At 45.3% G+C, this 24,761-nt stretch carries 25 protein-coding genes; 9 read left to right on the forward strand and 16 right to left on the reverse strand.

Annotated elements, in window-relative coordinates; genetic code table 11:
• Nucleotides 1-6: 6 nt before the first annotated feature.
• Nucleotides 7-438 (forward strand): CPBP family intramembrane glutamic endopeptidase, encoded by a 432-nt coding sequence (locus tag DL796_RS11830; protein ID WP_170114216.1) that lies wholly within the window; start codon nt 7-9, stop codon nt 436-438.
• 35 nt (nt 439-473) lie between these two features.
• Here DL796_RS11830 and DL796_RS05410 read toward each other — a convergent pair whose 3' ends face one another.
• Nucleotides 474-803 carry a Rieske (2Fe-2S) protein gene (locus DL796_RS05410; RefSeq protein ID WP_110200630.1) on the reverse strand — a complete coding sequence of 110 codons (330 nt, stop codon included), beginning with the start codon at nt 801-803 and terminating at the stop codon, nt 474-476.
• Between the two features lie 175 nt (nt 804-978).
• Between DL796_RS05410 and DL796_RS05415 the strand changes: the two genes are divergently transcribed.
• The 3 genes from DL796_RS05415 (at nt 979) to pepB (ending at nt 3,770) form a co-directional block, all read left to right on the forward strand.
• Nucleotides 979-1,791: an alpha/beta hydrolase gene (locus DL796_RS05415; RefSeq protein ID WP_227592977.1), complete on the forward strand. Its 813-nt coding sequence runs from the start codon at nt 979-981 to the stop codon at nt 1,789-1,791.
• Nucleotides 1,792-1,877: 86 nt separating this feature from the next.
• On the forward strand, nt 1,878-2,459 hold the full coding sequence (gene ribA, locus DL796_RS05420) for a GTP cyclohydrolase II (RefSeq protein WP_110200632.1): 582 nt from the start codon (nt 1,878-1,880) through the stop codon (nt 2,457-2,459).
• 39 nt (nt 2,460-2,498) lie between these two features.
• Nucleotides 2,499-3,770, forward strand: a complete 1,272-nt coding sequence (gene pepB, locus DL796_RS05425) for an aminopeptidase PepB (protein ID WP_110200633.1) — start codon at nt 2,499-2,501, stop codon at nt 3,768-3,770.
• 97 nt (nt 3,771-3,867) lie between these two features.
• Here the strand turns inward: pepB and thpR are convergent, their stop codons facing one another.
• On the reverse strand, nt 3,868-4,455 hold the full coding sequence (gene thpR / locus DL796_RS05430) for an RNA 2',3'-cyclic phosphodiesterase (RefSeq protein WP_110200634.1): 588 nt from the start codon (nt 4,453-4,455) through the stop codon (nt 3,868-3,870).
• A 60-nt stretch (nt 4,456-4,515) separates the two neighbouring features.
• Between thpR and mrcB the strand changes: the two genes are divergently transcribed.
• A complete protein-coding gene (gene mrcB / locus DL796_RS05435; protein ID WP_110200732.1) occupies nt 4,516-6,831 on the forward strand; it encodes a penicillin-binding protein 1B in 2,316 nt (771 codons plus the stop codon).
• Nucleotides 6,821-7,255 carry an HIT domain-containing protein gene (locus tag DL796_RS05440; protein ID WP_110200635.1) on the forward strand — a complete coding sequence of 145 codons (435 nt, stop codon included), beginning with the start codon at nt 6,821-6,823 and terminating at the stop codon, nt 7,253-7,255. Before mrcB ends, DL796_RS05440 begins: the two co-directional genes overlap by 11 nt.
• Before the next feature lie 9 nt (nt 7,256-7,264).
• Here DL796_RS05440 and DL796_RS05445 read toward each other — a convergent pair whose 3' ends face one another.
• The 13 genes from DL796_RS05445 to DL796_RS05505 all read right to left on the reverse strand — a co-directional run bounded on the left by DL796_RS05445 (nt 7,265) and on the right by DL796_RS05505 (nt 21,185).
• Complete coding sequence (locus DL796_RS05445; RefSeq protein WP_227592978.1) at nt 7,265-8,311, reverse strand: M28 family peptidase; 1,047 nt, start codon at nt 8,309-8,311, stop codon at nt 7,265-7,267.
• The gene (locus tag DL796_RS05450) at nt 8,308-9,693 is read right to left on the reverse strand and encodes an FAD-dependent oxidoreductase (RefSeq protein ID WP_110200636.1); all 1,386 of its coding nucleotides are present in this window, start codon (nt 9,691-9,693) and stop codon (nt 8,308-8,310) included. Before DL796_RS05450 ends, DL796_RS05445 begins: the two co-directional genes overlap by 4 nt.
• The gene (kynU, locus tag DL796_RS05455; protein WP_110200637.1) at nt 9,690-10,979 is read right to left on the reverse strand and encodes a kynureninase; all 1,290 of its coding nucleotides are present in this window, start codon (nt 10,977-10,979) and stop codon (nt 9,690-9,692) included. The genes DL796_RS05450 and kynU overlap by 4 nt, the downstream gene beginning before the upstream one ends.
• Complete coding sequence (locus tag DL796_RS05460; RefSeq protein WP_110200638.1) at nt 10,972-11,838, reverse strand: cyclase family protein; 867 nt, start codon at nt 11,836-11,838, stop codon at nt 10,972-10,974. Before DL796_RS05460 ends, kynU begins: the two co-directional genes overlap by 8 nt.
• Entirely contained in the window at nt 11,835-12,854 is a 1,020-nt protein-coding gene (locus tag DL796_RS05465; protein WP_110200639.1) for an amidohydrolase family protein, read from the reverse strand. The genes DL796_RS05460 and DL796_RS05465 overlap by 4 nt, the downstream gene beginning before the upstream one ends.
• A 3-nt stretch (nt 12,855-12,857) precedes the next feature.
• The gene (locus DL796_RS05470) at nt 12,858-13,400 is read right to left on the reverse strand and encodes a 3-hydroxyanthranilate 3,4-dioxygenase (protein ID WP_110200640.1); all 543 of its coding nucleotides are present in this window, start codon (nt 13,398-13,400) and stop codon (nt 12,858-12,860) included.
• Nucleotides 13,401-13,405: 5 nt separating this feature from the next.
• Nucleotides 13,406-13,849, reverse strand: a complete 444-nt coding sequence (locus DL796_RS05475) for a RidA family protein (protein WP_110200641.1) — start codon at nt 13,847-13,849, stop codon at nt 13,406-13,408.
• 325 nt (nt 13,850-14,174) lie between these two features.
• Nucleotides 14,175-14,660 (reverse strand): YajQ family cyclic di-GMP-binding protein, encoded by a 486-nt coding sequence (locus tag DL796_RS05480; protein ID WP_110200642.1) that lies wholly within the window; start codon nt 14,658-14,660, stop codon nt 14,175-14,177.
• A 42-nt stretch (nt 14,661-14,702) separates the two neighbouring features.
• Nucleotides 14,703-16,145, reverse strand: a complete 1,443-nt coding sequence (locus DL796_RS05485) for an aldehyde dehydrogenase (protein ID WP_110200643.1) — start codon at nt 16,143-16,145, stop codon at nt 14,703-14,705.
• Nucleotides 16,146-16,165: 20 nt separating this feature from the next.
• Nucleotides 16,166-16,957 (reverse strand): SDR family oxidoreductase, encoded by a 792-nt coding sequence (locus tag DL796_RS05490; protein ID WP_110200644.1) that lies wholly within the window; start codon nt 16,955-16,957, stop codon nt 16,166-16,168.
• Nucleotides 16,958-17,029: 72 nt separating this feature from the next.
• Complete coding sequence (locus tag DL796_RS05495) at nt 17,030-18,724, reverse strand: diguanylate cyclase (protein ID WP_170114217.1); 1,695 nt, start codon at nt 18,722-18,724, stop codon at nt 17,030-17,032.
• A gap of 76 nt (nt 18,725-18,800) precedes the next feature.
• Nucleotides 18,801-20,087: a glutamate-1-semialdehyde 2,1-aminomutase gene (hemL, locus tag DL796_RS05500; protein ID WP_110200646.1), complete on the reverse strand. Its 1,287-nt coding sequence runs from the start codon at nt 20,085-20,087 to the stop codon at nt 18,801-18,803.
• An 81-nt stretch (nt 20,088-20,168) separates the two neighbouring features.
• Nucleotides 20,169-21,185, reverse strand: coding sequence for an aspartate carbamoyltransferase (locus DL796_RS05505; protein WP_110200647.1), 1,017 nt, complete (start codon nt 21,183-21,185; stop codon nt 20,169-20,171).
• A 158-nt stretch (nt 21,186-21,343) separates the two neighbouring features.
• Here DL796_RS05505 and DL796_RS05510 point away from each other — a divergent pair, with 158 nt between their 5' ends.
• Nucleotides 21,344-21,532 carry a rubredoxin gene (locus DL796_RS05510; protein ID WP_110200648.1) on the forward strand — a complete coding sequence of 63 codons (189 nt, stop codon included), beginning with the start codon at nt 21,344-21,346 and terminating at the stop codon, nt 21,530-21,532.
• 161 nt (nt 21,533-21,693) lie between these two features.
• Nucleotides 21,694-22,203, forward strand: a complete 510-nt coding sequence (locus tag DL796_RS05515) for an Hcp family type VI secretion system effector (RefSeq protein ID WP_110200649.1) — start codon at nt 21,694-21,696, stop codon at nt 22,201-22,203.
• A gap of 121 nt (nt 22,204-22,324) precedes the next feature.
• On the opposite strand, the gene yghU is transcribed toward DL796_RS05515, so the two are convergent.
• On the reverse strand, nt 22,325-23,218 hold the full coding sequence (gene yghU / locus DL796_RS05520) for a glutathione-dependent disulfide-bond oxidoreductase (RefSeq protein WP_110200650.1): 894 nt from the start codon (nt 23,216-23,218) through the stop codon (nt 22,325-22,327).
• Between the two features lie 211 nt (nt 23,219-23,429).
• Between yghU and msrA the strand changes: the two genes are divergently transcribed.
• On the forward strand, nt 23,430-24,746 hold the full coding sequence (msrA, locus tag DL796_RS05525) for a peptide-methionine (S)-S-oxide reductase MsrA (RefSeq protein WP_406946420.1): 1,317 nt from the start codon (nt 23,430-23,432) through the stop codon (nt 24,744-24,746).
• The last annotated feature ends 15 nt before the right edge of the window (nt 24,747-24,761 follow it).

Raw genomic sequence — 24,761 nt, forward strand, 5'->3', positions numbered from 1 at the left:
GTTGCTGTGGGTGTTCTTTGCGAAGAACTGTTATTTCGGAAGTATTTAGTAGAGCTCGGCCAAGGTTTAGGGCTTAAATTATGGTTAAGTTGCTTAGTGTCTGCGGTTTTATTTGCCCTTTGGCACACAACCGCGATCGAAAACAGCTGGTTTTTAATAGTGTCAGCCTTAGTTTATTCGTACTTCACTTATCTTTTCAAAAGCATTTCATTCACTGTGGGTGCCCATTTAGCTTTTAATATACTGACTATGTTTACAGATTCAGCAGGAGTGGAGTCTAATTTAACAACTAATTATTATGTTGATGTGCCTTCGGAGTGGGTCTTTAGTAGCATTATGTTCGACCTTAATCTACTAGCGCTTGTGTTGATAGTGCATTCGCTAAAAGGTTATTTAGCGAAATGGCACCGTCAAAGGATTGCAACACAAAATATATAATCGCATAAATGGATAAGTTTAGCTTGCCTCTAAACTTACTCCGCGTAAAACACTTTACCGTTTTCGACTTCTAGTTTTACTTCGCTGAGGCTGGCGCCGGCGCAAGGGCCTGCGACGCAGCGGCCTGTGTCGGGTTCAAACAGGGCGCCGTGGGTGAAGCACATGAGATACTTTTCGTCGTCAGTCATGAACTGGTCGTCCTGCCAGTTGAGGTTGGTTCCTGCGTGTGGGCAGCGGTTGACGTAGCCATACACACTCAGACCTTGACGCACGATTATAAGGTCGCGATCTTCGCTCGGCGAAGGGTGTGGAAAGGCCTTTGCTTGCCCGTCTTTGATGTCCGTAACTAAGCATAAATGTGACATAGTAAATCGTATCCAGTGTGTTTTTATCGAGTGCCAATGATTGTGTAAAGTTTCTCAAATTATCGCAATTCTGCGCTATTTCATCACGCCCAGCCCATAGTTTTTCTAGGGGCTTGGGTATAGAATGTAAGAATTCTATCAGTATAAAAAATAGACGCAATAGAGTTTTATGCAAATGATTCTGTGGGGTTTGTTGGCTGTGGTCGGTTTATATGTAATTTATGTGCTGTTTTTTTACACAGTACAGCGCCGACTACTATTTCCAGTGCATGAGTTACCCGCTCATAATGCCGATTTAATTATCCAAGCGGGAGGTGAGCTGGTTCGCTTACCTTTTTCACAAGGTGAGTTCGAGCTTGGTCTGCTACCGCCATTAAAAAATGTCTACGGCGATAAGTCGCCTGTCGTCATGTTGGCACACGGTAACGGTAATATTATTGACGATTGGGCACCTCGAGTGGACTATATCCGTGAGCAAGGCTACAGCGTGGTATTAGTGGAATATCCAGGCTATGGGCGCTCTGACGGCAAGCCAAGCTACAGAACGATTAAAGAATGTATGCTTAAGGCATACAGCTGGGTCGAGCAACAGCCCCAGTATGATAAAGAACATATATCACTGCTTGGGCGCTCGATGGGTGGTGGTGCAGTTTTGAGTGTTTTGTCGGAAAAAACGCCTTATGCGGTAATTTTGATGTCGACTTATTCAAGCGTCATGGATCTGGCGAAACAGCGCTGGGTTCCGCGGTTTTTGGTAAGAGATCCGTTTGATAATGTCTCGGCGCTGAAAAACTATAAGGGACGAGCGTTTCTGGTGCATGGCGAGGCAGATCGCACTGTGCCAATTGATGCTTTGAGCAAACTTTTAGCGGCGAAACAGGACGCGGAGCATCAAATTCATTCCACGGGGCACGCCGATACACCTGAAAATTGGGATGAATTCTGGGTCAAGGTGGCGGAAGTGCTTAAACCTAAAGCGATGAGTTAATCAATCGGGCTCGCTACAGACTGTCGATTAGTTGACACATCGTGTAAAATAGACCTGTTCTCAATATTAGTGGTAATACAAACCAAATGAATCAATTAGATAGCCTCCAGGCCAAACTCCCAACTCCTTGGGGAGACTTTATGATCCATGCGCTTGAAACCAATGATGGCAAAGAGCATATCGCCATGACGTATGGCGAGTGGGATAAAGAACAGGCGGTATTGGCAAGAATTCACTCTGAGTGTTTAACCGGCGACGCCTTATTCAGTCTGCGTTGCGACTGTGGTTTTCAGCTTAGAGCTGCCCTAGAAAAGATAGCCGAAGAAGGTTCTGGCGTTTTGTTGTATTTGCGTCAAGAAGGACGTGGCATTGGTTTAACCAACAAAATTCGAGCCTATTCCCTGCAAGATCAGGGAATGGACACGGTACAGGCGAATGAGCATTTAGGCTTTGGCGCTGACGAGCGAGATTTTAAGGTCGCTTCAGACGCACTAGACGTTTTAGGCGTCGGTAAAATTCGCTTAATGACCAATAACCCACGAAAAGTCAGCTCGATGAAAGACGCTGGCATCGATGTGGTCGAGCGCGTGCCATTAAAATTTGGCCAAAACCCTCATAATGCACTGTATTTATCCACTAAACAGTCAAAATTAGGGCATCTGTTTTAAAAACAGCTTTTGCCCTAAATACAAATAATAAGGATTCTTATGACTTTAGATATTTATCTTTCCAGTGAAAGCGCACCTGAGCAATGGGGCCAAGGCGCAATCCTGAGCTTCAAAGATGATAGTGCGACGATTCACACCAACGATCCTGAGCTAATTCAAGTTGCGGCACGTCGCTTAATTACTCAAGGATTGTCGTTTTTTAGCTTAAAAGGCGGCTGGCAGCTAGAACAGCAGTGGGCATTTTTCCAAGGTGCCTACGAGCCGAAAGTGGATGTACAGATTGATTTTGCAGAGCTTAGCGACGAAGACAATAGCGAGTTAGATGCGAGAATCCAAGTCAGCCGTTGGATGCGTTCGATGGTTAATGAAACGCCTGAAGTTTTAGCACCACTAGTCTTGGCTGAAGAAGCGGCTCAGTTCATTCAAAGCCTTGCTCCGGACAATGTCAGCTTCGACATTATAGTCGGTGAAGACTTAAAAGATCAGGGCCACATCGGAACTTGGGAAGTGGGTCGTGGTTCCTCGCGTCCACCTGCACTACTCAAGCTTAAGTATGATCCGAAAAACAATAACAGCATGCCAGTGGCTGCTTTAGTCGGTAAAGGAATTACTTTTGATAGTGGTGGTTATAGTATCAAGCCAAGCGCTGGCATGTTACACATGAAAGCCGATATGGGCGGTGCTGCGACTGTAACTGGCGGTTTAGCATTAGCTATCCTTCGTGGTTTAGATAAACCTGTGGACTTATATTTGTGCTGCGCTGAAAACCTAATTAGCGGTCATGCTTATAAGCTCGGTGATATTTTGACTTACCCGAATGGCGTGTCAGTCGAAATTCAAAATTCAGACGCGGAAGGTCGCGTAGTGTTAGCCGATGGTTTGTTGTTAGCCGGTCAGTCGGGCGCTAAAACGATTATTGATGCAGCGACATTAACAGGTGCTGCGGTAACTGCCGTTGGTGGTGATTACAACGCGGTATTTGCGCTTGATCAGGATGCAAGCCAGAACTTCTTAGAGATTGCTCGTGAAGAAAACGAACGTCACTGGCCATTGCCGCTAGAGGCCTTCCATGCACACCGTTGCCCGTCACACTTTGCCGATACGGCAAACAGTCGTGCCGTAAAAGGTGGTGGACCGGGTGGTGCGAGTAATGCTGCGGGTTTCCTCTCTCGCTTTGTTCCGAATGATGGTCAAGGCTGGGTGCATGTCGACTTAGCGTCTGCTTATAACGACAGCCCAACGCCAAAATGGTCAGCTGGTGGTACTGGTTTAGGCTTCAGAACGATCGCGGCTAAATTACTGAAAAGTTGAAGAATGCTGGTCATTGCGAGCGACTAGGGAGTGTGGCAGTCTCTTTATTGAGATCGCTTCACTCGTCAGCTCTCTCGCGATGACATAAAGCTAACGGTTAATCCTTAATTCCAAAAAACTGTTCTTTGATGCTAGGCTGATACAAAGGCCATTCCTCTAAAACCTCGTAATACACGCCTTTCTCGTTTTGCACTGACTCCATGAGGCAAAAACGTTCTGCCTTTAATTCAATGTTCAGGAGTTGCTGCAAATCACTAACCGGCTGACATTCCCGAAATAGCGTGACGTGTGGTCGAAAACCATGCTTTTCCTTGGGCGCAAAAAAGCCTTCTTGAGCTATCGATTGGTTAATATGCTTCCTGACTTCCTTTAACTGGTCTTTCCCTTGAATAACCTCGATACAGCCAACTTCAGCCTTGGGGTAATAGGCATAGCGCTCTAGGGTTAATGAAAAGGGCTTTATTCCAGGTGAGTCGATGGTGTCGATTAAATCAGGGATCTTCTGTCGATCTAATGAACCTAGAAACTGAAGGGTAATGTGGAAATTGTGAACCTTTACTGCCCGCCCCGTGAAAACAGGGTTCTTTTGTTGCATCTTTTCGAGCTGATTTTTGATGTTTTGTGGGATATCGATAGCAAAAAAGAGTCGTGCCTTATTTTTAACAGAATTTGCTATAGAGAACATATAATTTACGACGTTTAATTTGTTAAGATGAGACCAATTGTAACGAATAGTATTGATAATATGTCAAAAAAACCAAAAAAGAAAATTGCTAAAAAAACTAAGGCGACACAAGCAAAGCAAGCTCGCCGCAAGAAAATCCGTTCTTTATTTTGGAAGCTATTATTAGTTTTTGTGGTTGTTTTTGCAGGTTTTACGCTGTATTTAGACTCTGTAATCCAGAGTAAATTTAGCGAAAACCGATGGCAACTGCCGGCTAGGGTGTATGCCCAGTCGTTAGAACTGGCAAATGGCAAGCCCATGACCGCGACTCGCTTACGTCAAGAGCTTGAGCTGTTAGGCTACCGAAAAGTGGTCAAAGCCACGCGCCAAGGTGACTACGAAAATTATCAAGGTTCGTTCTTTATCTACATTCGTGAGTTCCAGTTTTGGGATGGTGAGCAGAAATCGCTGCCGGTGTCTTTCAGCATTAAATCAGGACGTATTGCCAATCTAAAAAATCGTGATACGGGAGAAAGCCTACAGATGGCGCGACTGGATCCCTTATTAATTGGGCAGTTTCATCCAAACCGACTGGAAGATCGTATTTTAGTGCAACTGGAGGAAGTTCCAGAGCATTTTAAGCAAGCGTTGTTGACTGTTGAGGACCGTGATTTTTATGAGCATAATGGGGTCTCGCCGAAAGCCATCATGCGTGCTCTATGGCATAACATTCGTAGTGATGGTCGCTCACAAGGCGGGAGTACAATTACTCAACAGTTGGTGAAAAACTACTTCTTAACGAATGAACGTACCTTATGGCGCAAATTTAAAGAAGCTATCATGTCGGTGATTCTAGAAGTCCGTTATGAAAAAGATGATATCTTGCAAGCTTACTACAATGAGGTTTACTTTGGGCAAGATGGTGGTCGTGCGATTCATGGCGTAGGGCTCGCCAGTCAGTACTTTTTTGATAAGCGAGTACGCGACTTAACGCCTGCACAATCTGCAATGCTTGTGGGGATGCTCAAAAGCCCAAGTGGTTATAACCCACGCCGAAAAAAAGAAGCGGCCTTAAAGCGTCGAAATCAAGTTTTAAAATTGATGTACGACCAAAAGCATTTAACCGAGCAAGAGTATAAGCAACAGCGCGAAACTACGTTATCGGTGGTGGCAAAGCCAGCATTGAAATTATCAAGAGTGCCAGCCTTTATGGATCTGGTTCGTCGTCGCTTGCAGGATTCTTATTCCGAGGAAGAGTTAAAGTCGGAAGGCTTACGAATTTTTACCACGCTCGATCCGGTTATGCAGCGTTATACCGAGGAGAAAGTTGCAGCCACACTGGATACTATTGAGCGAAGCAAGGGTATTGAAAAAGATTCGCTACAAACCGCTGTAATTATTACGTCGAGTGACACTGGCAACATCTTAGCCTTAGTTGGCGATCGCTACTCTGATAAAGCTGGGTTCAACCGCGCTATTGATGCAAAGCGTCAGATTGGCTCAGTGATAAAGCCTTATGTGGTGTTAGCAGCATTGGAAAAAAGTAACAAGTACAACTTGTCTACGATCATTAGTGACGAGGCTTTATCGCTTAAGCAGCGCGACGGCACCTTGTGGCAGCCGCGAAACTATGATCGCCAATACCATGGGCAAGTGCCTTTATTTGTAGCGCTAATGAAGTCTTACAACATCGCCATGGCACGTCTTGGGCAGCAGGTGGGCATTGAAAACGTAGCTGAGTTCATCGAGCAAGCAGGGGTGGAAGGCGAAGTTCCAGCGCTGGATGCTTTGCCACTGGGTGTGTTGGAGCTAACACCAATTGAGCTGGCGGGGTTATACCAGTCGCTAGCAAGCGGTGGCTTAAAAATTAAGCCTGCGGCGATTACGGCGGTTACTGATAATCAAGGCGAGTTGCTCGAGCGTTATCCTATCGATTCGGAGCGAATTGCTTCAGAGTTAAATACTTATTTAGTCAAAGCGGGCATGCAGTTAGTGGTGAAAAAAGGTACTGCACGTTATTTGCATAGGCAAAACCCATTCACCAATTTTGCAGGCAAAACCGGCACAACGAATGACCTTAAAGACTCATGGTTTGCTGGGTTCTCTGGCGAGCATTTAGCCGTGGTTTGGGTCGGGCGCGACGATAATAAGGAAGCAAACATTACTGGCTCATCAGCTGCCTTACCAGTATTCACCGATATATTTAACGGCATACCGACGGAAACTTTACGTTTAGGCTATGAAGAAAATATTGAGTGGAAGCTGATTGATCCCGCGACGGGATTACTTGCTGATGACTACTGTGAAGAGTCGATAGAAGTACCGTTTATCCGTGGCACGGCACCAACGGAAAGTGCTAACTGTAAACCTGAAGAGGAGAGCTTCTTTGGACTTTAAATTAGACGCAAGGCTAGAGCGCGATTGTATTCTACTTGGGAACCTCCAGCTGTCTCAGGTCTTGCTGATGAATGATGCCAATTATCCGTGGTTAATTTTAGTGCCACGGGTCAGTGGTGTTCGGGAGACCTACGAGTTATCTGAGTCACAAAGGGAGACCTTGGCAAAGGAGTCAAACTTCGTTTTGCAGGCTTTGGCAGAAACTTTTAAGGCTGACAAAATGAACTTAGGCGCTTTGGGTAATATGGTGCCGCAGCTTCATATTCACCATATTGTCCGTTACGAAACCGATCCGGCGTGGCCAGCCCCAGTATGGGGTAAGGTCGAACCGAAACCCTATTCGGATGGTGAGCGTGAAGCAGTAGTTGCTAAGCTCAGTGCAATGCTTAGCAACTACTCAGGTTTTAAACCTCCAATTCAGTAACTGGGATTGCTACTGCGGACGGCTAAATTCGAACTGCTCGTTGTCGAGCCACTGAATCTTAGTATCGGGACTTAGACTTTCAACCGCGACAGCTAGCGACTGAGCCAACGAAACTAGATTTGAAATATGGATTAGTGAGGCTTCATCATGCGGTCTATGGTAATGATCCTGACCGCGCCAAACTGATATAGCATGCATCGGGATGCCGTTAACCTTGGCTTTTTTCTGACCTTGGAAAGCCTTTTGAATGGTTGCGTTGTCCGCATCTAAAAGAGCAAAAGGTGCGTTATCGGAGCGGAAGAACAGTCCCATGTTGGGGTCTAACACAGGATCTAGTTGCCAATCTTGTTTCGCTAATTCAGTTTTTAACGTTGGGTATAGCGTTGAATATTTGTCGCCAGTCATCCAAGCGTTATTTAACGAGTCTTTTAATGGCACACCGACTAACTCAAACATAAAGCCACTTTCAATTTGCGATAGCGGAACCCAAGGATTAGCTACAAAGTGTTTAGAGCCTTGTAAGCCCATTTCTTCAGCATCCCACATTCCCACGATAATGTTGAATGGTAACTTGTCGTATTGCTTTAGAGTCTTAGCGAAGATTAGTGAAGCAACAACACCGCTGGCGTCGTCATCAGCGCCATTAAAAATTTGATCGCCCTCAAGCTTTGGATTTACGCCAACATGATCATAATGAGCGCCAACAACAAAGTAACGATCTGAGTCACAGTTGCACGGTAAATAGCCGATAACATTAGCGGCCTGCAAAGAATCACCTTTACGGTTATAAGCGGTAAACTTTTGCAGATAAGAATCTTGCCCAGGAACTTTTTCGAGTCCAATAGTCTTAAATTTATTAATAAGCCAGTTTTGGACTTCACTGTTTTCATCGCTCCCTGTGAGGCGACCCTTACGCTCGTCACTCGCTAAATAATCCATCCACTCAGTAGCGAGTTCGATATTACTAGATTTAGTTGTCTCGCTATTATCAGCAAGGCTCACACTCGAGCTAAGCGCTAGTCCAAGCGTTAATCCTATTTTTGTTATCGTGTTCAATTTAAAAACTCCTTTGAGATTGGTGCTAGGTGCTTTTGTACTAGCTCTGTAGCATGTGACCAATCGATTTCTTCGATGGTGTGTTTGTCTTTTGTCAGCTCAGTCAAAATGTCCGCTTGAACTTTACCACGCTGAAAAACTTCTGCGTAAGGGATGTGGTGAAAAGTCACCATTGAGTAGCGCGGAATAAACTGAGTCGGATACTGTTGTTCAAGTTTAAAGGCTATGGCTTTCTTTAATTTAAACTTAGGATCTCGAACCGAGTCACGCATTTCCACATAATTCTCGAGGGCCATGTCGGCAATAGCGTTAGCGTTGTCACGTCGAATGTCTGCAAACTCTTCAATGGTCTTTGACCAGTCATCGGAGTGCTTATTAAGAAGACGATTCATTTCAGAGCAATCTTCAAAACCGCAATTCATGCCTTGGCCATGGAAGGGCACAACCGCATGTGCAGCATCGCCAAATAACAGTATGTTCTTATGGCTCCAATTTTTAGCGCGGACGGTGCCCAGAACCCCAGTCGGATTGGTGAAATAATCTTCCGTGAGTTCTGGTAGTAGGTCAACCAGATCGGGAAACTTCTCTTTAAAAAAGTCTATGACTTTGTCGTTTGTGTCGATTTCGCTAAAACTGATAGGACCTTTGTTTGGCATAAATAGGGTAACGGTAAAAGAGCCATCCAGGTTCGGTAACGCAATCACCATATAACCACCACGAGGCCAAATATGCAGTGCATTCTTTTCGATTTGATATTTATGCACATCTCCAGGCGGGATACTTAGCTCTTTATAGGAGTGCTCTAAAAGCTCAGATGAGAAGCCTTTAATACCGAGCTTTTCGAGTGCTCGTCTGGTGCGTGAGCCTGCGCCATCAGCGCTGAGTAATACTTGGTAGTTATGCTCAGATTCATTATCGGTAACTTCGTCTTTGAGCGTGAAGGTTTGCGCCTCGGGATCTAAACCAACCAGTTTTTGCTGAAAGTGAAACGTTACGTTACCAGTCGCTTCGGCTTCATCTCTGAGTAGACTGACAAGCCCAGCTCTTGGAACCGAATGAATCACTTCGTCGGGTTTTTGACCATAAGGCTGTAGGTTAAGATTACCTTCAATATCGTGGATCAGGCGACCAGTCATGGGTATTAAAAGCTTTTGTGCTTTATCCATAATACCGACTTGCTGTAGAGCACGTATACCACGATTCGCTAACGCTAAGTTAATCGAGCGACCCGCAGGAATACTTGTTTTTCGAATGTCTGGTAATTTATCGTAGACATCAACTTTATAACCACGCTGCCCTAAATAAATGCTCATCAAAGAGCCGACAAGACCAGCTCCGATTAAAGTTATGGACTCAGTTTGCTTTAACTCAGTTTGGCTCATGCTGCAGCCTCTGCGATTGCTTTCTTTAAGATACGAACAAAGTGGTAACAGTCTGCAAAAGAATTGTATTGTGGCGCCGGTGCTACGCGGATAACGTTTGGATGACGGAAGTCACAAGTGACACCATCTGCTTCAATCGCGTCAAAGATCTGCTTGCCATCGGCACCATGCAAATTAACCGTTAGAGATAACTGTGCACCAGAATATTTTTCATCCTTTGGCGTGAGAATATTAATATCGCTAGGTAGCTCTTGTTCGAGTAACTGACGCAAGTAGCGCGTTAGTTGCAGTGACTTTTTGCGTAGCTCATGAATACCGCCTGCTTTTTTAACCGTATCAAGCGAGCCACGAATAGCTGCCAGCGATAAGATTGGCGGATTAGAAAGTTGCCATGCTTCGGCACTTTCCATCGGAATAAAATGGTTTTCCATTTTGAAGCGTGAGTCTTTGTCATGTCCCCACCAGCCTGCAAAACGAGGGAGATCTTTGTCCGAGTGATGGCGCTCATGAACAAAGCAACCAGCAACAGAACCTGGGCCAGAATTGAGGTATTTATAAGTACACCAAGCAGCAAAATCGACGTTCCAGTCATGAAGCTGCATAGGAATATTGCCGGCGGCGTGAGCTAAATCGAAACCAACCTTACAGCCTTTGGCGTGCCCAGCTTTAGTGATCGATTCCATATCAAATACTTGCCCAGTGTAGTATTGAACGCCAGGCAGAAGAATCAGCGCTGTAGTGTCACCATGCTCTTCAATCGCTTGCAGGATGTCTTCATCGCGTAAGGTTTCTTCGCCATCGCGAGGCTTGAGTAAGACCATGCTTTCGTCTGGATTACAGCCGTGATATTTAATCTGTGACTCCACCGCGTAATGATCCGAAGGGAAGGCGTGATCTTCAATAATAATTTTATGGCGCTCTGTGGTTGGGCGATAAAAGCTAACCATCATAAAATGTAGGTTTGCTGTTAGCGTATTCATGCTAACCACTTCTTTAGTTTTGGCACCAACCAAATCAGCAAAGCCTTCACTTAAAAATTCATGGTAAGGCATCCAAGGATAGTCGCCAGAAAAGTGACCTTTAACACCAAGTTTGGCCCACTGGGATAACTCGTCATTCACATACTCAGCTGCCAGTTTTGGCTGCAATCCCAAGGAGTTGCCACACAGATAAATTTCTTCTTCACCGTTACTCTGTTTGGGGATAGTGAATTCTTGGCGAATATGTTTTATCGGATCGTTCGCATCTTGTTGTTGTGCGTATTCTAATGAAAAAATATTACTCATAGTTATTTATTCCATCGACTTCGCCACCCTCGAGTTCAGTGACGTCAGTTAAAGGGTATAAAACCGGACGACTAGGAGCCGCGTCCAGTTGAAAGTGTGGTATTTGTAAGTTCAGCCAATATAGACCATCGGTAATATCATCATTGATAAAAACCATTTCTGTGATGGTTCTATGGACTAAAGTGGTGTCCGTTAATTCATGACTACCCGCTGGTACATTCCAATAGATATGATGGTTATGGAGCTGACCCTCATCGTACATTTTGTCGATAGAAGGGAAGTCCACTAGCAGGTGGTGAATATTGGATTGGCTTAACCACTCAATAGCTTCTGTGGTGAAAAAAGGTGGTTGTTCTTCGCTACCATAAACCCTGCTTTGCTTACTCAAATCATTAGGCAAGGTTCTAATCGCAATGGCGCCCATGAGGTCTAAATCTGCGGCTGACAGTTGCTCTTCTAGTGCACTTCGAGTGATGACGTAATCAAAGTCTTCTAAATTCGGGTGATAGCTTTCTTGACAGTTTTTAGCGGATTCAGGCGTTACCGACAAAACGTAACAACTTGTTAGCGAGCTGGACAAAGCGTCACCAACTGGAACGGTTCGGTCGACGATGTGTTGCACGGTTTCCGTGTGAGTGCCGTTACAATGCGGCACCATCGAAATGGATTGTACGTTACAGCTTCCGCCGCGACGAGTGTCGCCAACAAAGCCATCGCCCTCGATAGCCTTCGCCTGTGCTTTATCAACGCCGAAATGATTAGGCTGTTTTTGATCGAAGGTTAAGGCGATAGCGATGGAGCGAGCTTGCGACAGCTCTAGTTGATACATAACACCGTCAAACTCGACTAAAGGGTTCATGCGAGGAAGTCCTGTTTATTAAGCTTTAACCACTCTAGCGCCGTGCCATGCAATAGACGGTCTTCTACGCTTTTGTCGTAGTCCATCGAAGCGATTAATTTGCCGGGCTCAAGCTCACCTAATGGGAACGGGTAATCAGTACCAAGCGCAAGCTTTTCAGGCCCCATTAAATTAACCACATAATCCAGCATGCCTTTATCGTGAACCAAAGTATCTAGGTAAATTTGTTTAAGGTATTTACGTGGGTTATGAGGGTTATCCACCGTCATCAAATCAGGTCTAACATTGTAGGCATGTTCGATACGGCCGATAGTCGCAGGGAAGCTACCGCCACCATGGGCGAATGCTACGCGCAGATTAGGATGTCGCTCTAGCACGCCACCGAAAATCATAGAGTTAATGGCGAGAGAGGTTTCTGCTGGCATACCGACAAGCCAAGGCATCCAGTACTTCTGCATCTTTTCTTTGCCGACCATGTCCCAAGGGTGGACAAAGATGGCTGCGTCTAACTCTTCTGCTGCGGCAAAAAAATCAGCAAGCTCTGGCGCGTTAAGGTTCCAGTCGTTAATGTGAGAACCAATTTGAACACCGGCTAATCCAATCTCTTTAACGCAACGCTCTAGTTCTTGGATCGCAAGATCAGGCGCTTGCATAGGTAGAGTCCCCAAGCCGATAAAACGCTTCGGGTATTGTTTTACGATGCCTGCGATATGATCGTTGAGATAGCGTGAAAGGTCGTGCGTGTCCGCGGGTTTCGCCCAGTAGTTAAACATTACCGGAACCGTGGACAAAACCTGCACATGAACACCATGCTCGTCGCATTCTTTCATGCGAACTTCAGGAGACCAGCAGTTTTCTTCGATTTCGCGGAAGAATTTGCCGTCGACCATCATGCGCGCACAGCCGCACTTGTGGTGATCGAGTTGAACAAAACCACCGTAACCGTAGCGTTCTTTTAGGTCTGGCCAATTCTCGGGGAGAATGTGGGTGTGAATATCAATTTTTAGTTGGTTCATAAATTACAGATCCAGTTTATTATCTTTAGGCATAACCATTCCGCATTTATCGCAAGTACGGTGCTCTTCGCTTTCTAAGAAACGCTCAAACACAGGCAGAAAATCTTTTTCCACATTGGTTAGCTGAAAATATTCTTCATAAAGTTTGTGGTCGCAGTTTTCGCAAAACCACATTAAGCCATCTTTTTCATGGGCTAGACGTTTACGCTCTACTACAAGGCCAATGGAGTTTTCAAAACGTACTGGAGAGTGTGGGACCTTTGGAGGCAATAAAAATATCTCGCCAGCTTTTATAGGGTAATCAACACGCTTACCGTCCTGAATGGTTCTAAGCTCCATTTCACCTTCGAGTTGATAGAAAAATTCTGGGCCTTCATCGTAGTGAAAGTCTCGGCGACCATTAGGGCCACCAACCACCATGACAATAAAGTCGTCTTGCTCGAAAACTTGCTTATTGCACACCGGTGGTTGTAATAAGTGACGATTTTCATCAATCCACTTCTGAAAGTTGAAAGGTGCAACTGGCTTACTGACGGTATCACTCATCACAACTACTCCTTTTCTTCGCCGCTAGTTTTTTCGCCGATCGTCGCAATGCACTTAAGTTCAATGGCGATTGGCGTCGGAAGCGAGCTGATTTCGATGGTGGTGCGACAGGGTTGGTTATCGGCGAAGTATTCTGCGTAGACTTTGTTGTAGGTTTTGAAGTCGTCCTTCATGTTGGTCAGAAATACTTGTACGTCGACCAGCTGATCCCAGCTAGAGCCCGATTCTTCTAAAATCCAGCGAATGTTGTTAAAAACACTTCGACACTGGGTTTCGATGCAGTAATCGGTAATGTTGCCATCTTCATCAAGCGTTACGCCGGGGATATCTTTGCTACCTTTTTGACGCGGACCGACGCCGGATAAAAATAACAAATTGCCAACGCGACGCGCGTGTGGGTATAGGCCAACAGGATCCGGCGCTTTACTGGATACGATTTTTTCTGACATAAGTTCCTCAAAATAATGCTAAATCACTGTAACAAGCAGGCAAACCTTTGTTATTTATCAATCGGTTAAGTGCTTTAACTCAGGCGAGCTGAGCCCAGTGTGTACGTTTTTTATACGAGTTTATAGAAAGTACTAGGAATCACAGGCGTTATCAACGCCTAAGAAGGGAATATTCTCAATCGAGGATCCATTTGCATCCGCCCTGATGAGCGAAAATAAATCCTGATGTTTTTTGGTGCGGGAAGTATTGCATGACGGTATTTATATCGAATTCGTAGAGTTTAAGCAAGGGGACGCTAACTTTGTCCCCTCCTTGGTATAGAGATCAGTCTCTAAAGTTATTGAACTGGAAAGGTTGGTCGAGTTCAGCTTGGCGCACGATATTCATAGCGGCCTGAAGGTCATCACGCTTTTTGCCGGTGACACGAACTTGTTCGCCCTGAATCGAGGCTTGAACTTTTAGTTTCGACTCTTTGATTAGCTTCACCAGCTTTTTAGCGGTTTCTTTGTCGATACCTTGTTTAAACGTAACGTTTTTAAAAAAGGTTTTACCCGAATGAGTAGCGTCGTCTTCCACGTCGAGCGCGTTGATACCAATGTTTCGCTTAGTGCAACAGCGGTAGAAAATATCGATCATCTGGTCAACCTGAAACTCTGCTTCGGCAGTAACCTTAACGCTATCGCCACTTTGCTCAAAGCTGGCATCTACACCACGAAAGTCAAAACGAGTGGTTAATTCACGGTTTGCATTATCAACCGTATTTGTAATTTCATGCTTATCGACTTCAGAAACAATATCAAATGATGGCATGGCTTTTTCCTATAAATTTACAATGAGCTAATAGTAGCTTTATTAATATTTAATACAAACATTTTTGGGTTCGGTGAAGAAACGTAAGGCTTCTAAGCCACCTTCACGGCCGACGCCGGAGCTTTTGACGCCGCCAAATGGCGTGCGTAAGTCTCGTAATAACCAGCAGTTAATCCACACAATTCCAGCTTCTATCTCTTTAGCGACGCGATGGGCGCGCTTGAGATCGTTAGTCCATACGCTAGAGGCTAAGCCATACTGGGTACCATTGGCGAGTTCGATGGCTTCTTCATCGCTGTCGAAAGGCATGATGGTGCAGACAGGGCCGAAGATTTCTTCTTGGTTCGTGCGACAATTATTATCTAAGCCTTCTATGACGGTCGGTTCGACGAAGAAACCATCACGGCATCGCCCTTTCATAGTCACCTGTTTTCCGCCAGTGAGGATAGTGCCGCCTTCGTCTTGAGCTAACTCGATGTAAGACAAAACTTTGTCCATATGGGGCTTGGAGACGAGAGCGCCATGCTGGGTTGATGGCTCAAGTGGATCGCCAATTTTGAGTGCTTTAACTTTTCCGACAAAAGCTGCTTTAAATTTGTCATAAATAGGGCGTTCGATATAAATTCGTGAACCACATAAACAAATTTGGCCTTGGTTAGCAAAGGCTGCACGAACGACGTTTTCTACGGTTTCCTCAAAGTCGCAATCGGCAAAGACTAAGGTTGGGTTCTTGCCACCAAGCTCTAATGAAAGCTTCTTGAACATACCCGCAGTAACTCTACTGATATGCGCGCCAGTTGAGGTGCCACCGGTGAAGCTAATCGCTTTAATTTTCGGGTGGGTAGTCAAGGGGTTACCAATTGACGGGCCCGTGCCGTGTAGAATATTCAGGACGCCTGGAGGTAAACCCGCTTCGTTACATATTTTCGTAAAAAGGTACGCGGTCATCGGCGTAACTTCCGATGGTTTGGCGATAACGGTATTTCCTGCTGCTAGCGCTGGCGCAATTTTCCAAGTGAATAAGTAAAGCGGTAGATTCCACGGAGAAATACAGCCGACGATGCCAATAGGGTCACGAAGGGTATAGTTAATGGCTTCGTTGCCCATAGCGTGGCTTTCGCTAGAAAACTGGGTAATGGCTTGGGCAAAAAAGCGGATATTGGCTGAGGCGCGATAGATATCAACGTTTTTAGCGAGGCTAAAAGGTTTGCCATTATCGATAGCTTCGGCCTTTGCCAATTCGTTAGAGTGACCATCGATGGCGTCAGCAACCTTGGTTAGAATCTCAGCGCGTTTTTCTAAGGATAAGGCAGCCCATGCTGGCTGTGCATTTTCTGCGGCAGCAACAGCCTGCTCAAGATCTTCAACCGTCGAATCAGGGATTTGGCTGTAGATTTGACCAGTAGCAGGCTCAACATTGTCGATGTACTGGCCTAGTTGAGGCTCGACCAGCTCGCCGTTAATATAGTTTTTCAACTTTTGCATGGGCGTGTTTCCTGGGCTGCTTATAAACAGCTAGTGCGTCCGCCGTCTACCGGCAGGTTGATTCCTGTAATATAACCAGCGGCTGGTGATGCTAAGAAACCCACAGCATTGGCGAATTCTTGAGCCGTACCGAAGCGTTTCATCGGAATAATCGACTTTTCTTCCTGCTCCATCTCTTCAATCGACAAGCCTTTTTTCTTGGCTTTATTTTGAATAATGGCTTCTAAGCGAACCGTATTGGTCGCGCCAGGCAAGACGTTATTTACCGTGATATTAAACTGACCAAGCTCGTTGGCGAGTGTTTTTGCCCAGTTAGCGACAGCACCGCGCACAGTATTAGAAACACCAAGCCCATCAAGTGGCTGCTTCACCGAAGTTGAAATAACGTTGATGATGCGGCCAAAACCTTCCTCTTTCATGCTTGGAAGAGCGAGCTTCATAAGTTCGTGATTACAAACTAAATGCTGATTAAAGGCCGCTAAAAAGTCACCGGTTTTAGCAACGTTTGCAGGCCCTGGAGGTGGTCCACCCGTGTTATTCACGAGGATGTGGATAGCGGCTTCTGGTTGTTGTAAGAAATCGTGGACTACCTGTTTTACTTGATCTGGATTAGTAAAGTCGGCGACTAGGATATGGTGATCCTGGCCTTGTGAGTGGTCGAGTTCTTTTTGGACCGCTTCGAGTTTCTCTTGGCTTCTGGCTAATAATACGATATTAGCGCCTTGTTCGGACAGTTGTTTAGCGATTGCTTTGCCCATGCCTTGGCTTGAACCACAGACTAGGGCTGTTTTTCCAATTAGGGTTAAGTTCATAGTATTATTTTAGTTTGCTTAAAAAGAATATTTAAGCATATTTAAACGGTTACTGAAACGTTCTACAAGGAGTTATAGGTAAGTTACCTGGTTTCGGCCGTTACGTTTTGATTGGTAGAGCGCTTTATCGGCAATGAGATAGAGCTCTCTAAGTGTTTGTTGATTGGCCGTCCAGGAGATACCGAAGCTACAGGTAATCTTGCCAACGTTATTAAAGTTATTGCTCTCAACCATACACCTTAATTTTTCAGCAAGAGTCTCGGCTTGTGATGGCTCAGTCTCGGGGCAAAGGATCGCAAATTCTTCGCCACCCCAGCGCGCTAAGGTGTCAGTTTTTCGTGTGTTTCTTCTTAATAGCTCAGAAAGCTCAATCAAGACTTCATCGCCAACAAGGTGCCCCAGTTCATCATTTATTGATTTAAAGTGGTCAACGTCGATTAAGACAAAGGCCATGTGTGAGAAAGTATTACTATAGCGCTCGAACTGCATTTCTAAATAATAACGATTGTGTAACCCTGTCAGTCGATCTGATTGAGCTTGCCGTACTAAGTCCCTATGTCTGCGAGATCTGACCTTGCGTTGAAATGTTATCAAGGTTGTCAACAATAAAAGCGCTACGATGCTCGCAGTTAGGGTGAGCACTTTATATAGATTTAGCTGCTTTGTTTTGCGAGTTGAAGCCAGAACTTCTAGAGTTTTTACGGCAGAGTGTGCGGTGTAAATATTGTTGGTGAAGGCCATCCTAGGATCGCGGTATTCTTTGATAAAAGAAACAATATCCGGCGTTGAAACTACATCAAGCTTACCCAGTTCCTTCATCGTGGTACTAATCAAGCGCGTGGCTTTGAGTGAACTGATATCAGTATTAATTTCTTCGCTATAAACATTATCGCTAGTTTTGAATTGACTATTAATCGACTCAATTAGTTCTTCCAAATGTAGCAATTTGCTTTGAATTTGATCATTTTCCTGATTAATGGGAAGGTAATAGACACTGACCCACGCATAAAAAATATCGTAACTATTGGTCGGAGGGTGGCCAGGGAAAGGTGCGAAAAGCTTTGACTCGCTAGACCAACTATCAGCAACAAAATTATTGATCATTTCTTGTGACTCAGGCTTGATTACCATTGAGTTAAGTTTGTCCAAATACATCAACGAGAGAACTGCATTGGCGGTGGCTTTTAGTGTCGGTTGCTTGCCAAACTCGGGATAGTCGGGGTCCCAAAAGCCGCCGTCGTCGTTTTGATAGGCGAGAATTAACTGTGCTACAGCTTCGCTATCAATCACACCTAGGGCTTTTAATTTTCTGAGGATAATCACTGAGTCTAGAGTCGAGCGGAGGGTAACTGGGCTATTAGGTAAAGCGGAAAAGCCTTTTAAATTTCCGATGGCGTTGCTTGGTGATTTATAGTTTCTTAGGAGAAACTGAATCAGGGCTTCTTTGTTTATCTGCTCGAGAGCATCGAGCTCATCAAGCACAGAAACTGCGTATCGAGTGAGGCGTACACTTTCTTTATTAAGAATGGAGGGTTCGTCGAATAAGTCAGGGTTACTAACAAAGTAGCCGTCGGGATGTTGACGTTTAACAAGCCACTTTATCGTACCGTTAGCATATTCTGGGGTTTCGCCATCGACAGGTAAAATGCTGTAGTTTTTGTCGAGCTGGCGGTATTCTTGATAAAAAAACAAAGCGAGGGCAGCGCATATAATCGCTGCCCATAATAAAAGTATTCGCTTGGAATTAAACCAAGGACCTAGTCGCATTATGCTCATCCTTTATCGGTTGATGGTTAAGGATTTTTGGTGAATCTAGGCCCAATATAACAAATTATGTTTCAAATTACTTGGCGAAAGAGTTTAACGCTCGCTCGAAAGCTTCTAAGGTTTTCTTTAGCTCTGCATCACCATGAGACGCTGATACAAAACCTGCCTCGAATGCCGATGGCGATAAGTAAACGCCTTCATCTAACATCGCGTGATAAAAGGTTTTAAAGCGCGCCATGTCGCCATTGGTGACTTGCTTATAGCTGGTCACTGTCTCAGCATCATTAAAGAAAAAGCCAAACATCGAGCCCACATGGTTGGTGGTGAAGGCAATACCTTTTTGCTCAGCAATCTCGCGCATGCCTTTGACCAATGCTTCAGTATAAGCGAACAGAGGCTCGTAGAAACCTGGTTGCGATATTTCATTAAGCGCCGCCAAGCCAGCCGCCATAGCAACAGGGTTGCCGGAAAGCGTGCCCGCTTGATACACAGGGCCAACTGGTGCCATATAATCCATGATGACTTTCTTACCGCCGAAGGCGCCCACTGGCATACCGCCACCAATGACTTTACCGAGCGTTGTTAAGTCTGGCTGAACCTTGTAGTAGCCTTGTGCACCATCAACGCCCATGCGGAAGCCGGACATCACTTCGTCAAAAATCAGTACCGCGCCATATTGATCGCACAGTTCACGTAAGCCCTCTAAAAAGCCTGCTACTGGCGGTATGCAGTTCATGTTGCCAGCAACCGGCTCGACAATAATACAAGCGACGTCATCTTTATTTGCTTTAAGCAGTGCTTCAACACTTTCTAAGTCATTAAAGTCAGCGGTTAAGGTATGTTTCGCAAAATCCGCTGGCACACCAGGAGAGGTCGGTTCGCCAAGCGTTAACGCACCAGAGCCTGCTTTTACTAGTAAGCAGTCAGCGTGGCCATGATAACAGCCTTCGAATTTAATGATTTTGTCTCGACCAGTGTAACCACGCGCTAAACGAATCGCGCTCATGGTCGCTTCGGTTCCTGAGTTGACCATTCGCACCATTTCAATCGATGGGATCAGCTCGCAGATCTTCTCCGCCATCTCCGCTTCAACTTCTGTCGGTGCGCCATAGCTTAAGCCACGTTTTGCCGACTCGATAACCGCATCTAAAACGGCTGGGTGGTTATGGCCTAAAATCATTGGCCCCCACGAACCAACATAATCCAGATACTGCTTATCATCAGCTGAGGTAAAGTAAGCGCCATCGGCTTCCTTGATGAATATAGGCGTGCCGCCTACACCAGTAAAAGCACGTACTGGCGAGTTAACACCGCCAGGAATATGTTGTTGGGCACGAGTATAAAGTTTTTCAGAAATGGTCATATTGTTCACGCTATTCTATATATTGGATGTACAGCCGATACGTTGGTGGATGCTTTTAATTAAAAACATCGCTCTTTGGAATCACGATTGATGACGTGGTGAGTACCAGTTCATCGGCTTTTCGAATTGAGTTAATTTGTCTTCGACGCCTAACACCAAAGCAAATAAAGCCATGCGCACTTTTACGCCGTAGTGCGTCTGGCGGAAAATGGCTAGGTTGGGGTTGTTGTTCATGTCATCGCTAAGCTCGTTGGCTTCTGGGCGCGAATCGCGCGGTAGCGGGTGCATGATGATGGTATTTTTGTCGCAGTGTTGCTCATAGAGTTTTTGATTTAAGCAGTATTTACCACGATACAGGTTCGCTTCTTCTTGCGTTGTGAAGCGCTCTTCTTGCACACGCGTCAGGTAGATAACATCCTGGCCTTTTAAGCCGTAGTGGAAGTCTTCCGAGATGTTGTAACTTAACCCTGCGTTCTCACAAGCGTCGAGGATCTTATCCGGCATGGCCAAAGCCTGCGGCGAGATAAAGGTAAATTGGATATTCGGGAATAAACACAAGAGTCGTGTTAGCGAATGAACCGTACGACCATTTTTAAGGTCGCCAATCATGGCGATCTTGATAGTGCCTTTGTCTTTACCGAGCGTTTCAAGTTCGTTGTAGATGGTATATAAATCCAGCAACGCCTGAGTTGGGTGCTCATTAGGGCCATCGCCACCGTTAATTACTGGCACGTTACTGCCGCGAGCAAACTCTGCAACCGAGCCAACGTCTGGGTGGCGCATCGCTATGGCGTCGGCGTAATTGGCAGTAACACGAGCTGTATCGTAAAGAGATTCGCCTTTGGAGAGCGAAGAAGTAGTCATGCCAACGGTTTCGCGCACATGGCCGCCAAGAAGGTTAAAGGCGGTGCCGAAGCTGATTCGAGTACGGGTGCTTGGTTCGAAGAAAAGGTTCGCTAAAATAGCACCGTCTAACACGGTACAACACTTGACGCGGGTGGCGTAGGGCGTCATGTCGTCAGCAACTTGTATGATTCGTTCGACCGATTCTCTTTCTAGCTGATCAATCGAAAGTATGTGCTGCCCTTGAAATTTCATCCAGTTACCCAAACTCTTAGTGTTAGCTACTTGGGACGCAATTCTAACACGATCTTTGTCAGATGTAGCGAAAATTAGGGCGCTGAGTGTGGAAATTCGGGCAGAAATGCTTAAAATGGGCGCGAAACTTAATAAAGCACCAACTTTAGAGGTTATTTGTGGAATTTAAAAAGTATCGTTGTTTAGTCTGTGACTTTATTTATGACGAAGAGCTGGGCTGGGAAGAAGACGGTATTGCCCCTGGTACGCGCTGGGAAGATGTCCCTGAAGACTGGTATTGCCCTGATTGTGGCGTGGGCAAAGAAGACTTTGAGCTTATGACAGACGAATTTAAGAAAAGCCTGTAACTTACCGTTTTTATTGAATTTTAAAAACCTCCTTCATGGAGGTTTTTTTATGCCAATAGGAAAAGCTAGTGACTGCAATAATTGTAAGAAAAATCAACAGTGGCGGGGCCTTGCGGATAGGAGTAGTCTGAAAGCTTGCTAACAGGAAAAGGAGTATAGGTATGATTATCAGAGTATTGTTAGTCGCGTTTTGCTTGAGTATGAGTGGAGCTGCGTGGTCAGCAGCATATTTAAAGATTGGCGATATTGAGGGTGAAAGCCGAGCAGAGGGTCATGAAGGTGAAATTGACGTCCTAAGTTGGTCTTGGGGCGCGGATACCAACCGTAGAAGAGGGTGTGTTAGAGACTTTAACTTTGTAAAGTCGATTGATAAAAGTTCTGCTCCAATCTTAATGGGGCAGATTATCCAAGAAGTGTACCCAGAGGCGCTGTTAACGGTGGAGCATACTGGCTCTTCGCAAAGGGACAGGTTCGAGTTTCTTACCTTGCGGTTTAGAAATGTTCGTGTTGAATCCTTCAATACTGGCGGTTCTGATGGCTCTAACTTTTCGGAACAAGTCAGCTTTAATTTTGAAGAAGTGGAATATAGCTACACGCCTCGTAGGCAAGACGGCAGCGAAGGTAGCCCAGTGACCGCCACGATTAGCGCGCGCCAGTGTCGAAATAATTAGTTTTTGTACAGTTATAAGCAAAGACGCTACTCCGGGCTGAGTGTTGTATTCAACCTTGAGTAGCTAAAATGACTCGTTCAATAGGGCGTATTGAAGGCTTCACTAAACTTCATGACTTGGCTTAGTCAGTAGCCACTTTATCTTGGGTTTTAGTCTCGAAGTCGCTCGCCTCGTGGCGCTCGTGAAGTTGCTCATGGGGCTCGCCCCAAGTGCGGTTAACCATTCTTCCACGCTTGACAGCGTCTCTTGTTTCAATCTTTTTGGCCCAGCGCAGAAGGTTTTTGTAGCTTGCTGTGTCGAGAAATTCGGCAGCGTCATAAACATGGCCAAGGACGAGATTGCCGTACCATGGCCAAATAGCGATATCCGCAATCGAATACTCGTCACCCGCCATGTACTCGTTATCGGCTAAATGTTTATCTAGCACATCCAACTGGCGCTTAGCTTCCATAGTGAAACGGTCGATAGGATATTCCATTGGATAAGGTGCATAGCTATAAAAATGACCAAAACCGCCACCAATATATGGTGCGCTACCCATCTGCCAGAAGAGCCATGACATGGCTTCGGTGCGGTTGGCATGCCTTTTAGGCAATAAGGCATCAAACTTCTCAGACAAGTAAAGCAAGATAGCGCCCGACTCAAAGACTCTTTGCGGTTTGCCGTCTAAGCCATCGCTATAATCCATTAAAGCAGGGATTTTTGAGTTAGGGTTAATATCAACAAATTCACTGCCAAATTGATCGCCATCACCAATTTTAATAAGGTGCGCGTCGTACTCAGCACCCTTATGGCCAAGCGCTAACAATTCCTCAAGCATAATGGTGACTTTTTGGCCGTTTGGCGTGGCTAATGAATAAAGCTGGAAGGGGTGCTTACCCTTTGGCAGGGTTTGTTCATGACGAGCGCCAGCCGTCGGTCGATTAATGCTGGCCCACTCGCCACCGTTATCTGGATTCCAAGTCCAAACTTTGGGTGGCGTGTAGCTATTGGATGTATTGTTATCGTTACTCATGGTGTTACCTAATCTATATAACTGATAGCAACATTGAAGCCTCAATCAATGGTCACTGTCAATCTGCTCATGTGAATAATGGTTATTAAGTTAATGAATGATAGTCCCCCCGCCTTTTTGTAACAAAAAGACCTTCACATCATCTATACACAGTAATAGTTAGTTTAGGTTAATACTTACCTGAGCTCTGTTTAAGGTGAAACAAGTGAAGTTGTTATATAAAACCATACTATTTGTCGTTAGTGCTGTTGGCGTTATTTATCTTTTAACAGGCGGGTTGACCTCGCGTGAAGCGTCGCCTTTAGTTACCAATAAATCTGATGTTAAAGCTGAAATGCCGGCGACAAAACATCTTGATTCTATTGTGTTGGGAGCAGGGTGCTTCTGGGGCGCTGAAAAGCGCTATGCAGCGATTCCTGGCGTTGTTGATGCTGTTTCAGGTTATGCGGATGGTAACGGTATCAAGCCAGAGTATCGTGAAATCATTAAATCTAAACACCGATTCGATCCCAATAACTACGCAGAAGTGGTTAAGGTTACTTTTAATCGTAATACTGTCAGTCTTGAGACTATTCTTAAAAACTATTTTGAAGGCCACGATCCAACTCAGGTAAATCGTCAGGGTAATGATATCGGAACTCAGTACCGTTCGACGATTTTGACCAACTCTCCACAACAGCAAGATACGGCTCAACGAATTAAGGCAGAATATCAGGTGCTAATGCGTGACGAGGGTTATGGCGAGATAGCGACTATTATCAAACCCTTGGATGAGTTTCATCCAGCCGAAGAGTACCGTCAAGACTATTTAGTGAAGAACCCTAATGGGTATTGTCCGGACCATTCCACCGGGGTGGTATTTAATGATGAGGATAAAGCACCAATCGTTGATAATACGGCGTTACAACAAGGTAAACAGATAGTGGTTATTGAGCCTCAGTCGTACTGTCCTTATTGTGAAAAGTTCAAGGAAAACGTGACTAATGATTATCAAGGGACGATTCCTTTAACATGGCGTTACGGCAGTCAGCTTGATGGCCTGGATATCACAACAGAAACCTGGGCAACTCCGACCGTATTATTTTTAGAAGATGGTAAAGAGGTCTTTGGGCATCAGGGTTATTTAACACCAGAAGAGTTCTATGCGGTATTAGGAAAATTTAAGATGGGCGACTCAGAGGCCTACAAGGTGGCTTTTCAAGAAGGCACCGATAGCCGATTTTGCAAAGAATACGATATTTTCAAAGACACGCCACCTGGGGTTTTCATCGATAAGCTGAGCGGCAAGCCTTTATTCGATACAAAGAATAGATTCAATTCCGGTACGGGGTGGCTATCTTTCACTAAGCCAGTAAAGAATGCGGTGACCTACCATGAAGATAACGCGTTTGGTTTAGAGCGAACAGAAATACGCTCAAAGTCTTCAGGTATTCACTTGGGGCACGTTTTTGATGATGGCCCAAACGGGCAGCCACGCTATTGTATTAATGCCACCGTATTAGAGTTCGTGCAACGAGATCAGGGCTGATAGACGTAAAGGACA

Origin of the sequence: Kangiella spongicola (assembly GCF_003194565.2) — a bacterium.
GTDB lineage: Bacteria > Pseudomonadota > Gammaproteobacteria > Enterobacterales > Kangiellaceae > Kangiella > Kangiella spongicola.